This window comes from Pseudidiomarina aestuarii, assembly GCF_048263735.1.
Lineage (GTDB): Bacteria > Pseudomonadota > Gammaproteobacteria > Enterobacterales > Alteromonadaceae > Pseudidiomarina > Pseudidiomarina aestuarii_B.
On record NZ_JBLXDX010000016.1, the window covers coordinates 1 to 11,497 of the forward strand.

Genomic DNA, 11,497 nt, shown 5'->3' on the forward strand with positions numbered 1-11,497 from the left:
GGTCATTTTAAAAGAACCTATTGGTGCTTGATTTAAGGTTGAAATCATTTCTTCAGCGCTGCTTAACGCTTCGGGTAAACCACGACAGTGTTGATAATACAGTTCACCCGCGTCGCTTAAACGGATGCGTCTTGTGGTGCGAAATAGCAATGTCGTGCCTAGCTCCGCTTCAAGTTGCGTGATCAAGCGACTGATGTGTGACGCCGATACACTCAGTTTCGTCGCCGCGGCGGAAAAGCTACCTTGCCGAACCACTTCAATAAAGGCCTCCATGGCTTCCCAATTTTTCATAATGTGCCCCTTGAGATGGAAAAATACCCTGCTTATCTTGTTATATTATAACTTGAAAAGACTATTTTGAAATGATTGTTGCTGTATGGCAAGAATCATTTTCCAAATCGAGCATTATCCTTGTAATCATTTGCGTCTACACTGGTGGTATCGAAAATGAATCTAAACAGACTTTGGAGTGCGCTATGAAATGTAAAGCTGCTGTTGCTTGGGGCCCAGGCCAACCACTGAAAATTGAAGAAGTGGACGTTCAAGATCCGCAAAAAGGCGAAGTGCTTGTGCGCATGGTGGCAACGGGCGTGTGTCACACTGACGCGTTCACCTTGTCGGGTGAAGATCCGGAAGGTATTTTTCCTGCCATTCTTGGTCACGAAGGGGCGGGTGTGGTTGAAGCCGTAGGCGAAGGGGTTACCACGCTTAAAGTGGGCGATCACGTTATTCCACTCTACACAGCTGAATGTGGCGAGTGTAAGTTCTGTAAGTCTGGCAAGACTAACCTTTGTCAAGCGGTTCGTGTCACTCAAGGAAAAGGCCTAATGCCAGATGGCACTAGCCGTTTCAGCATCAATGGTGAGCCAATTTATCACTATATGGGTACCTCTACTTTCTCTGAGTACAGTGTGGTTCCTGAAATTTCGTTGGCGAAAATCCACGTTGATGCACCGTTAGAAAAAGTCTGCTTGTTAGGTTGTGGTATCACGACCGGTATCGGCGCTGTACTAAACACGGCGAAAGTGGAAGAGGGCGCCACGGTGGCTGTTTTTGGTTTAGGCGGCATTGGTTTGTCGGTTATCCAAGGCGCTCGCATGGCAGGCGCGTCTCGCATTATCGCGATCGATATTAATGAGTCTAAGTTTGAAATGGCGAAACAATTCGGTGCGACCGATTGCATCAATCCGAAAACATTCGATGCGCCCATTCAGCAAGTGATCGTTGATATGACCGACGGCGGTGTAGATTACTCGTTCGAGTGTATCGGTAACGTACAAGTGATGCGTCAAGCGCTTGAGTGCTGTCATAAAGGTTGGGGCGAATCCATCATCATAGGTGTGGCCGGTGCTGGCCAAGAAATCTCTACGCGTCCGTTTCAATTGGTCACCGGTCGAGTCTGGAAGGGTTCTGCTTTTGGTGGCGTAAAAGGTCGCAGTCAATTGCCAGGTTACGTAGAAGACTACATGAATGGCAAGATCGAAATTGATCCATTCGTGACGCACACCATGCCGCTTGAGCGTATCAACGAAGCGTTTGATTTGATGCATAAAGGCGAAAGTATTCGTACTGTCATTCTTTTTGATAAGTAACCGTGAGCACACCGTTTTGATAAGCCCGCTAAGCGGGCTTTTTTAACACAGCAAAGGAGACAGCGATGGAATTGTTATCCAGTACCAAAAGCTTTGGTGGTTGGCTAAAGCGTTATAAACATGAAAGCTTATCCGTAAAAGGCGACATGACGTTTGCTATTTACCTGCCACCACAAGCTGAAACGCAAAACGTCCCTGTTTTGTATTGGTTATCCGGCCTGACGTGCACCGACGAAAACTTCACCCAAAAAGCGGGGGCTTTTCGTAAAGCTGCTGAGTTAGGTTTAGCGATTGTTTGTCCAGACACTAGCCCGCGCGGCACAGACTATCCGAATGAACATGAAAGCTATGACTTCGGTTCGGGGGCGGGCTTTTATGTCAACGCCACGGTGGAACCTTATTCGAACACCTATCATATGTACGATTACGTAGTGCAAGAACTGCCGCATTTGATAGAAACGAACTTTCCAGTCACAGATAAGCGTTCTATTTCTGGTCATTCAATGGGCGGGCATGGCGCCTTGATTTGTGCATTGAAGAACCCAGGTAAGTATCAATCTGTCTCGGCCTTTGCGCCCATTGTTAACCCAACCAAGTGTCCTTGGGGGCAAAAAGCCTTTACCGGATACTTGGGGGAAGACAAAGACACTTGGAACGAATGGGATGCAACTTACCTAATAGAAAGCCAAGTCGGGAAGGCAAGTGAACGCTTACCTTTGTTTATCGATCAAGGTGAAGCGGATAACTTCTTAGTGGAACAACTCAAACCAGAAGCCCTAGAAGCGGCCTGTGAAAAAGCGGGGTACCCAATTACCCTACGCCGTCAACCGGGTTATGACCACAGCTACTTTTTCATTGCCAGCTTCATTGATGAGCATCTAGAGCATCATTCAAACGCGTTGAGTTAGTTGTTTAATCAAAAAACCTTGGTTGCTATCGACGGTTTAGCAGACCAAGGTTTTTTTATTTTCAAGGATGAGTTTTGTTATCAAAAGAGGCTTATTCACCTATAAAAGGTTACTTTAAAGGCTACTCACGCTTATTTAATCGGTTGATCTATATTGAAGGGTGAGTCAGGGCCAAGCAACTCGTTGGTGAGTATTTTGGGGGAAATGTTAAGTTCAAAATGAAACAGTTTTGAGTCTAGGCCACAACCATCAAAAACAATGGCCCATCCCTCTGTGCTGCCTTCTTTTGGTAACCGCCAGCATACGCCTTTTATATTGGCATAACGCGTACCATCGGCATCCTCTGTGATTGGGTAGTCAACTTCTTTAGTTAAGCCTTTGAGATACTCTTTTTGTGCTCTTTTAGATTCTGCAATTTTGTCTCTAAGTTCTTCAGAAAAAATATCTGTTAAGGTGTCGTCCTCTACATTGGAAGGTAAAGACACGTTTGATAAGTCAAGAAGCGCTGGTCTATCAGATCCTAATGAGGATGCATCGAGAGGCGTAGAACTTAGATCATTGCTGCGCTGAGTGTTTTCTGAAAGCGCTTGTGTTTGACCAATGTCGCTGACGATCTCTTCGGGATCAAATGAGTGATTCTTTTCGCTGAGCGTTTTTCCACTTATTGCTTCTGCCGCAACAGTTGCCGGAGGCGGCGTTTTTTCTGTGGATTCTATCTTTTTTACCGATTCCGTCTGTGCTGTAGTCTCTGGTTGTAATACTTTTTCTGATGGTTTTGGTTCAGCAGTCACAGGTAAACCTTGTTCGTTTGAACTCATGACATCGGATGGTGTTGTAACGGACGGCGTCTCAAGAGGAGGTGCTTGTGTTGGCAGTAGCTGTAGCTCTAGTGTCAATGGTTGGGCGTTTGTTTTGAACCAATCCTGACTATTTGATAGTTCAATGACCAGTACGTGTATTGCGATAGCACTAATCAGTGCCGCCGCCCATGGCGCAAATTTTTGTTTCATTAGACTTCTTAAAAGGTGCTTCTTACTATGATTGACGATAATTGAGTCCATGGAATGTCGACATCTATGTAGCTTGTGCTAAAAATATAGCAAATTCAACCACAAGGTTATTACCATTTGTAAAAATATTGAGAAAAGAATATCCATGTAATTGGCTTACTGGGGTTGGGAAACGAACTGGCTGCAAGGTATACTGTGACAATCGAAAATAGAAGAGATAAGACGATGTTTAAGTTGCTTTTAGTATGTGTTTTGGCTGTTTTTCTTACGGCTTGTGGAAATAAGGGTGCGCTTTATTTGCCGAATGACATGACTGATGCAAAACAAGAGTCGTCTTTGTAACTGAGGATTCCCCATTGGATTTTTTTAATTATTCAAATCATTCTTTGCATGCAGAGAATGTTGCGTTGTCAGATATTGCTAGTCAGTATGGTACACCTTGTTACGTGTATTCTCGTGCCACTTTTGAGCGTCATTATAAAGCGTATGCTGATGCATTTGCGTCGCACCCGACTTTAATTTGTTATGCCGTAAAAGCCTGTTCAAATATTGCGATTTTGAATGTACTGGCTCGTTTGGGCTCTGGCTTTGATATTGTTTCTATCGGTGAACTTGAGCGTGTGTTAAAAGCGGGCGGTGAGCCTTCGAAAATCATGTTTTCTGGCTTAGGTAAACAAGCGGTTGAAATGCGTAGAGCACTAGAAGTTGGTATTCATTGCTTCAATGTTGAGTCCGAGGCGGAGCTATACCGATTAGATCAAGTCGCTGGTGAAATGGGGAAAGTGGCACCTGTCTCTTTGCGCGTTAACCCAGACGTGGATGCGAAAACACACCCTTATATTTCAACAGGCTTGAAAGAAAATAAGTTCGGTATCGATATCAAAGATGCGGTGCGTATCTATAAAATTGCTCATCAATTACCCCATTTAAATGTGATGGGTGTTGATTGTCACATTGGTTCTCAATTGACAGAACTTAAACCTTTTCTGGATACATTTGATCGTTTAATTGGTTTGGTGGATGAATTGGCTGACGCTGGTATTACTATTAAGCATCTCGATCTAGGGGGAGGATTAGGCGTTCGTTATCGTGATGAAGTGCCGCCAGAGCCTGCTGATTATGCGAAGCTGCTACTTGAAAAAGTAAAAGGTAAAAATTTTGAACTGGCGTTTGAGCCTGGCCGCTCTATTGCCGCCAACGCAGGTGTTTTGTTAACGCAAGTTGAGTTTTTAAAATGCACGCCACACAAAAATTTTGCCATTATTGATGGTGCAATGAACGATTTGATTCGTCCATCTTTATACGGTGCTTGGATGAATATCGTCCCTGTCTCTTTATTGCCGACGCCTGAAGGTAAGCGCAATTATGATCTTGTTGGCCCTATTTGTGAGACTGGCGATTTTTTAGGTAAGGATCGTGAACTTGATATTCAAGCTGGTGATCTTTTGGCGGTTCGTTCAGCTGGGGCTTATGGCTTTACCATGGCATCAAACTACAATAGCCGTAATCGTGCTGCGGAAGTGATGGTAGATGGCGATAAAACCTATTTGATTCGTGCTCGTGAAACGATTGAACATCAGTTAGCTGGTGAGCAAATTTTGCCAGACTAAGGAGTCCGTCATGTTGTTAAAATTTACCAAAATGCACGGACTAGGGAACGATTTTGTGGTCGTTGATGCAGTGTCTCGTAAGGTGTTTTTTAATAAACAGCAAATCGAGAAATTGAGTGACCGTAACTGGGGGATTGGTTTTGATCAGCTTTTGGTCGTCGAGCCGCCAACCAATCCTGATATGGATTTTCGTTACCGCATTTATAATTCCGATGGCAGTGAAGTTGAGCATTGTGGCAACGGTGCTCGCTGTTTTGCTAAATTTGTTTTGGACAGAGAGCTAACGAATAAACGTATTATCAACGTCGAAACAAAACGCGGCGCAATTCAATTACGTGTTTTGGACGGAGGCTTGGTCACAGTCGATATGGGGGCGCCAAGTTTCGATCCAAATGACTTGCCATTTACTGCGGAGCCTTCTGATGCACTTTATAGCATTATGGCTGGAGACGTTGAGTATTTTATGACGCCAGTGTCTGTTGGTAACCCTCATGCCGTCATTAAGGTCGACCAGTTGATTGATGATGAAGTGGCGACGGTTGGGGCTCTGATTGAGTGTCATGAGCGTTTTCCCAGAAAGGTGAACGTGGGGTTTATGCAGGTTATTAACCCTGACGAAATCAAGCTGCGAGTTTATGAGCGTGGTGTCGGTGAGACTCAAGCTTGTGGTACAGGAGCATGTGCAGCGGTTGTTGCAGGTATTAAGCAAGGATGGCTGTCACCTAAAGTGACTGCGCATTTGCGAGGTGGTGATTTGCATATTGAATGGCAAGGTGAAGGTTCGCCTATTCTTATGACAGGTCCTGCTGAAAAAGTATTTGAAGGTCAAATATACCTATAAGAGGGGTTATGAGCGAAGAAGAGGTTATTCAATATCTGTCAAACACACCGGAGTTCTTTATCCGGAATGCTGATTTGTTGGAGAGCCTAACGCTTCCTCATCCAGTGAATGGCAAGGTGATTTCTTTATTAGAATATCAGGTCAATTTACTGCGTAAGTCAACGGCTGATTATCGCGCTCAATTTGAACGTTTGGTCGAAGTGGCTCGTGAAAACGAATCAACTATGCAAAAAAGTCGTCGCTTAGTATTAGCTGGTCTCACATGCAGTTCTTTGGATGATCTTGCTGTCATTATTGATGATATGGTGAGAGAAGATTTTGACGTGTCTCATCATGCCTTAATTTTGTATGGTGCGTTTCCTGATAATGCGGTTCGGTCTTATAAACTGGAAGAAGGTGAGGTGTCTTTGTCTCACACTTCCGGTTTCACTGAGTGTTTCTGTGGTACGTTGCCAGATAACGAGATGAGCTTTCTTTTTCCTGATGGCGCTACATCAATTCGCTCAGTAGCCGTTTTGCCTTTGCTATCACGAGAAAGTGGTACGATAAAAAAATGTGGTGTCCTTGTGTTGGGAGCAGAAAGTAAATCTACTTTTGATAAAGATAAGGGGGCTTTGTTTCTTCAATACGTTGCTGACTTATTGAGTGCCATTTTGTTAAGGCTGTTGCCGTGAGTGTGTTGATTACTTTTGATCTCGACAATACTCTTTGGGATGTCGCGCCCGTCATAATGCGAGCGGAATATGCCATGGAATCTTGGTTTGAAGAGCGTTTTCCTGGCTTTTCTCAGCAATATTCTGTTGCTGCGCGAGAAGCGTTAAAAAATAACGTTTTATCTCTAAAGCCAGAGATAGCTTTTAATTTGACGGCTGTACGATTGGCAGTCTATAAGCTTGCGTTAAAACAATTTGGGCTGCCATCAGAGGAAGCTGAGTCGGTTGCTGGTGCAGCGCTGGCGCATTTTTGTGAATGGCGTCAAAAAGTGGATCTCTACCCCCATGTTGTCGATGTTTTGGAGGCATTGGGTCAAGATTATGCGTTGGCCGTTATTACCAATGGTAATGCAGATGTATTCCATCCTTACGTTGGTTTGGGGCAGTATTTTAGTTTTGCGGTGAGGGCTGATGACGTTGGTGTTGCTAAGCCTGACGCCAATGTTTTTCTGATTGCGGCTAAGAAAGCTGGGGTCGATGTGTCTGAGATTATTCACGTTGGGGACCATCCAACAGATGATGTTTTTGGTGCATCAAATGCTGGAGCAAGAAGTGTTTGGTTCAATCGACATGGTGCGCAGCGTTGGTCTGACGAGTGGGGGACGCGTTCGCATGCGGAAATACATTCGTTGCTTGAGCTGCCAACCGTTATTCGGTCTTTATTATTATAGTATTTTTCTATTGCTATAATTGATGAGAACTCGTTTTTACCCCCATCATTTAGTGGTACACTAGCTTTATTCAATGGTTAAAAATAGAATTTTAAGGAATTATTATGAGTGAAAATACAATCCAAATCACTGATGCTCAGTTTGCAGAAGAAGTGCTTAATTCTGATATCCCAGTTGTCGTTGATTTTTGGGCACCATGGTGTGGTCCTTGTAAAATGATTGCGCCAGTTTTGGAAGACGTTGCTGCTGAATACGCTGGTAAAGTTAAGGTTGTAAAACTTAACGTTGACGAAAACCAAGAAACAGCGCCTAAATACAATGTACGTGGTATCCCTACGTTGCTTGTTATTAAAGGTGGTGAAGTGGTTGCAACTAAAGTGGGTGCAGTCTCTAAATCTCAATTGATTGAATTCGTTAACGGCGCTATCTAATAGCACTGTTTTGTAAGAAAAAAAGCAGCCATTTGGCTGCTTTTTTTGTTTTACTGTTTGGGTTGCTTAATTTTTATTGAGTGATGCAAGCTTTTGCGCAAATTCAGGAGAGTGAGAATTTGCGAGTGTTGCCACTACCTGCTTCGCATAAGGCAAAAAATTCTTCAGGTCGTTTTTGGGCATTGGCTCGTCATTAGGTAATTTAACGGTAATCGGATTTTTGTGAGTGCCGTTAATTCTAAATTCATAATGCAAATGGGGACCTGTTGCCCAGCCAGTTTGTCCGACGTAAGCGATAACTTTTCCTTGTTGTACTCTGGCGCCACGCTTAGTGCCTTTAGCGAATCCTCTTAGGTGTGCGTACAGAGTTTGGTATCCTCTACCATGATCAATAATCACAACGTTACCATAACCATTTTGTTTACCTGCGAAGGATATTTTTCCATCGCCAGCCGCTTTGACTGGAGTACCACTGGCCGCAGCGTAGTCCACGCCTCTGTGAGGCATTGTGGTTTTGAATACTGGGTGTAATCTGTTTGGGTTAAATTTCGAAGAGATCCTCGTAAAGTCAACAGGCGTTCGGATGAAAGCTTTTCGCATTGCAAGCCCATCAGGAGAGTAGTAGCTTGAACCTTTTTCGGTTGAGTATCGGATGGCTTGATAAGTTCGGCCATTGTTAATGAATTGGGCGGCAATAATGTTACCATTTCCGATTTTTTCACCATCTAATAGCTGTTCTTCGTATAAAACACTGAGGCTGTCGCCTTTGCGGATATCTAAAGCAAAATCGATATCCCAACCAAATATGTTGGCTAGCTCTATAAGAAGTGATTGGTCAATTCCTGACTTCAGTCCATCAACGAATAGAGAATCGTTTATTTCAGCTTCTTTATATGCCTGAGTTACTTCTGGCGTGCGTGATGTTTCTTTTCTGTTAAATTCATCACCAACACGGTCAAACGTAACACTATCTAAGCGATTGAGTACGATTGTTAAGCTTGATAGCTCTCCAGAAGCGTTGTTGGTTGTAAATTGGAGGGTTTGGCCTGGCCTCATTTGAAGTAATGTTTTTTGTTTTGTATCTGCCACGGATACTTTATGGATATCTTGTGCCGAGATGCCTTTAGCTGATAATAACTTTGATAGCGAGTCGCCTGACTTTACTTCGACAGTTTGTTCTTTAAAGGTAGGGGGGGCGCTTTTTTGAACTAAGGCTTTTGGTGCTGGTATATCGTGTGTGGTTATCGTCGTTACTGCTGTTGCTGGTGCTGCTTTATCTGTATTTATATTAGTTATATCTTTATTAGCTTTGTCTACATTTATATCATTAGTAGAGAATAAAGCATTTTGCGCCGCGGTGTTTGCTGTAGGCGCAAGCTGTCGTAAGTCCTGCAGCATAAGCTGTGACTGATCTATCACTTCAAAGTTTGCTTCAAGTGATATGCTGTTTTTATCTTCACTATCACCATCAGGAAGTGCGACTAACACTACGGCTAGAAAGGCACTTACCATAGCGATTGAGAGTAAATGTTTTGCTGGTAATAATTTTGTCAAAATGTGCACCCAAAAAATCTTCAATAAGCCCTTATAATCCTACCAACATTACTTTTATAATTGAATGCTTAAATTAAGATAAACTCACTAAGATATGGATCAAAATAATGACTGTAAGCAGTAAAGACCTCTTAAATGACTTGCAAGCTCGTGGGCTTATTGCCCAAATGACGGCAGAAGATGAGTTAAAAAAACATCTTGATGGCGAAAGTCGTACTCTTTATTGTGGTTTTGATCCAACGGCAGACAGTCTGCATCTGGGGCATCTTGTGCCACTCTTGGTATTGAAACGCTTTCAAGACGCTGGTCATAATCCTATAGCATTGGTTGGTGGTGCCACAGGCCTCATTGGTGACCCCAGTTTTAAAGCCGCTGAACGCCAATTAAATACGGCGGATGTCGTTGCTGGTTGGGCCGAAAAAATTCGTGGTCAGGTTAGTCAGTTCATAAAGTTTGACAACGTATCGAATCCCGCGCGCGTGGTGAATAATCTCGACTGGGCTGGCGAGATGAGTGTGTTGGACTTTCTGCGCGATATAGGCAAACACTTTTCAGTCAATGCCATGATCAATAAAGAGTCAGTACAGCAACGCTTAAATAGAGAAGGCGCTGGTATTTCTTTTACAGAGTTTTCCTATGCTCTATTGCAAGGGATGGATTTTGCGGAGCTAAATCGAGTTTATGGCTGTACTCTTCAGATTGGTGGAAGCGATCAGTGGGGAAACATTGTTGGTGGTATTGATTTATCTCGTCGTCAAAATCAATCGCAAACCTTTGGTTTGACGGTTCCTTTGGTAACAAAATCTGATGGTACAAAGTTTGGTAAAACAGAATCTGGCGCGGTGTGGTTAGATGCATCCAAAACCAGTCAGTATGCTTTTTATCAGTTTTGGCTAAACACAGCCGATGCGGATGTGTATAAATTTTTAAAGTTTTTCACATTTTTAAGTCTTGAAGAAATTGCAGCAATCGAAAAAACGGATCAAGAGAGTGCTGGGAAACCACAAGGTCAATTGATTTTAGCTCGTGAAGCGACTCGCCTAGTACACGGTGAAGATGGATTGCAAGCTGCTGAGCGTATTACTAATGCTTTATTCAGCGGTGAGGCGGATCAGTTAAGTGAAAAAGATCTAGAGCAAATTCAGCTTGATGGTCTGCCAAGCAGCTCGTTAGCAGGAATCAACCTTTCTGAAACGCCACTTACTAGTTTGATGGCGGATGCCGGGTTAGCTGCGACTGGGAAGCAAGTGAAAGATGCGCTTCAGCGTGACTCTGTTTTTGTTAATGGTGTTGCAAAAGGATTAAACGACAACATGGCTGCAGCAGATATCTTTACAGCCACAAATGGTTACTTTGGAAAATACTTCCTTGTGAAGCTGGGCAAGAAAAAACACCACTTGTTCGTACTGTAATGACGGTATGATACAGCAATTAAAGAAGAAGGCGCTCAGGCGCCTTCTTCTTTAATTAGGCATTGGTTAATTTTTTTAAAATATCTTTAAAAAAAGGTTGCACAAAATCTGTAGATCCTTAATATACGCCCTCGCTGACACGGACAAGGCTTCAGAGTAACGAAGACCAAGTTCAACTAACCAGAAGATCTGGTTAAAGATTCAAGTCAGCACGCTCTTTAAAATAGATAATCAGATAATTTGTGTGGGCGCTCGCTGGAGGCTTCAGAAGATCATCGCATTGCTACTTGTAGCGTGTAGTTGGTCAAAAAAATTGAAGTCTTGCGAAACGTCTAACACGTCAATTCGCTTTATGTTGTTTTGTTGTTCTTCGGGGTGATGAAATGATTAAGTTATTGTTAGTGTAATAGATTTTGAGTAAGCAAACTTTTTAACTGAAGAGTTTGATCATGGCTCAGATTGAACGCTGGCGGCAGGCTTAACACATGCAAGTCGAGCGGTAGCACGGAGAAACTTGTTTCTTGGGTGACGAGCGGCGGACGGGTGAGTAACGCGTAGGAATCTACCTAGTAGAGGGGGACAACATGTGGAAACGCATGCTAATACCGCATACGCCCTAAGGGGGAAAGGAGGGGACTTTTCGGAGCCTTCCGCTATTAGATGAGCCTGCGTAAGATTAGCTAGTTGGTAGGGTAAAGGCCTACCAAGGCGACGATCTTTAACTGGTCTGAGAGGATGACCAGTCACACTGGGAC

12 protein-coding genes and 1 rRNA gene are annotated in these 11,497 nt (G+C 43.5%); 10 read left to right on the forward strand and 3 right to left on the reverse strand.

Annotated elements, in window-relative coordinates:
- The coding region (locus ACN0S4_RS13340) for a LysR family transcriptional regulator (RefSeq protein ID WP_417658120.1) at window positions 1-291 on the reverse strand (291 nt) is incomplete at its 3' end.
- Window positions 292-476: 185 nt separating this feature from the next.
- On the opposite strand from ACN0S4_RS13340, the gene ACN0S4_RS13345 reads away from it, so the two are divergent.
- Window positions 477-1,592, forward strand: coding sequence for an S-(hydroxymethyl)glutathione dehydrogenase/class III alcohol dehydrogenase (locus ACN0S4_RS13345; RefSeq protein ID WP_111608466.1), 1,116 nt, complete (start codon window positions 477-479; stop codon window positions 1,590-1,592).
- Between the two features lie 65 nt (window positions 1,593-1,657).
- A complete protein-coding gene (fghA, locus tag ACN0S4_RS13350) occupies window positions 1,658-2,500 on the forward strand; it encodes an S-formylglutathione hydrolase (protein ID WP_417658121.1) in 843 nt (280 codons plus the stop codon).
- Window positions 2,501-2,631: 131 nt separating this feature from the next.
- On the opposite strand, the gene ACN0S4_RS13355 is transcribed toward fghA, so the two are convergent.
- Entirely contained in the window at window positions 2,632-3,510 is an 879-nt protein-coding gene (locus ACN0S4_RS13355) for a hypothetical protein (protein ID WP_417658122.1), read from the reverse strand.
- Window positions 3,511-3,735: 225 nt separating this feature from the next.
- On the opposite strand from ACN0S4_RS13355, the gene lptM reads away from it, so the two are divergent.
- The 6 genes from lptM (at window position 3,736) to trxA (ending at window position 7,776) form a co-directional block, all read left to right on the forward strand.
- On the forward strand, window positions 3,736-3,852 hold the full coding sequence (gene lptM / locus ACN0S4_RS13360) for an LPS translocon maturation chaperone LptM (protein WP_265220519.1): 117 nt from the start codon (window positions 3,736-3,738) through the stop codon (window positions 3,850-3,852).
- A 14-nt stretch (window positions 3,853-3,866) separates the two neighbouring features.
- Entirely contained in the window at window positions 3,867-5,120 is a 1,254-nt protein-coding gene (gene lysA / locus ACN0S4_RS13365; protein ID WP_417658123.1) for a diaminopimelate decarboxylase, read from the forward strand.
- 13 nt (window positions 5,121-5,133) lie between these two features.
- On the forward strand, window positions 5,134-5,961 hold the full coding sequence (gene dapF / locus ACN0S4_RS13370) for a diaminopimelate epimerase (protein ID WP_417658128.1): 828 nt from the start codon (window positions 5,134-5,136) through the stop codon (window positions 5,959-5,961).
- Between the two features lie 8 nt (window positions 5,962-5,969).
- Window positions 5,970-6,635, forward strand: coding sequence for a DUF484 family protein (locus tag ACN0S4_RS13375; RefSeq protein WP_417658124.1), 666 nt, complete (start codon window positions 5,970-5,972; stop codon window positions 6,633-6,635).
- Window positions 6,632-7,345 (forward strand): HAD family hydrolase, encoded by a 714-nt coding sequence (locus tag ACN0S4_RS13380; protein WP_417658125.1) that lies wholly within the window; start codon window positions 6,632-6,634, stop codon window positions 7,343-7,345. Before ACN0S4_RS13375 ends, ACN0S4_RS13380 begins: the two co-directional genes overlap by 4 nt.
- A gap of 104 nt (window positions 7,346-7,449) precedes the next feature.
- On the forward strand, window positions 7,450-7,776 hold the full coding sequence (gene trxA / locus ACN0S4_RS13385) for a thioredoxin TrxA (protein ID WP_417658126.1): 327 nt from the start codon (window positions 7,450-7,452) through the stop codon (window positions 7,774-7,776).
- 66 nt (window positions 7,777-7,842) lie between these two features.
- Here trxA and ACN0S4_RS13390 read toward each other — a convergent pair whose 3' ends face one another.
- Window positions 7,843-9,330: a peptidoglycan DD-metalloendopeptidase family protein gene (locus tag ACN0S4_RS13390; RefSeq protein WP_417658127.1), complete on the reverse strand. Its 1,488-nt coding sequence runs from the start codon at window positions 9,328-9,330 to the stop codon at window positions 7,843-7,845.
- 107 nt (window positions 9,331-9,437) lie between these two features.
- Here ACN0S4_RS13390 and tyrS point away from each other — a divergent pair, with 107 nt between their 5' ends.
- Both tyrS and ACN0S4_RS13400 read left to right on the forward strand, forming a co-directional pair.
- The gene (tyrS, locus tag ACN0S4_RS13395; RefSeq protein WP_111608377.1) at window positions 9,438-10,742 is read left to right on the forward strand and encodes a tyrosine--tRNA ligase; all 1,305 of its coding nucleotides are present in this window, start codon (window positions 9,438-9,440) and stop codon (window positions 10,740-10,742) included.
- Window positions 10,743-11,173: 431 nt separating this feature from the next.
- Window positions 11,174-11,497: ribosomal RNA gene (locus ACN0S4_RS13400) — 16S ribosomal RNA — on the forward strand; the annotation flags it as partial.

What these genes read in the sequence shown, in the direction of transcription:
- ACN0S4_RS13345 (WP_111608466.1), top strand. Translation starts at nt 477, where the DNA reads ATGAAATGTAAAGCTGCTGTTGCTTGGGGCCCAGGCCAACCACTGAAA.
- fghA (WP_417658121.1), top strand. Translation starts at nt 1,658, where the DNA reads ATGGAATTGTTATCCAGTACCAAAAGCTTTGGTGGTTGGCTAAAGCGT.
- ACN0S4_RS13355 (WP_417658122.1), bottom strand. Translation starts at nt 3,510, where the DNA reads ATGAAACAAAAATTTGCGCCATGGGCGGCGGCACTGATTAGTGCTATC.
- lptM (WP_265220519.1), top strand. Translation starts at nt 3,736, where the DNA reads ATGTTTAAGTTGCTTTTAGTATGTGTTTTGGCTGTTTTTCTTACGGCT.
- ACN0S4_RS13375 (WP_417658124.1), top strand. Translation starts at nt 5,970, where the DNA reads ATGAGCGAAGAAGAGGTTATTCAATATCTGTCAAACACACCGGAGTTC.
- trxA (WP_417658126.1), top strand. Translation starts at nt 7,450, where the DNA reads ATGAGTGAAAATACAATCCAAATCACTGATGCTCAGTTTGCAGAAGAA.
- tyrS (WP_111608377.1), top strand. Translation starts at nt 9,438, where the DNA reads ATGACTGTAAGCAGTAAAGACCTCTTAAATGACTTGCAAGCTCGTGGG.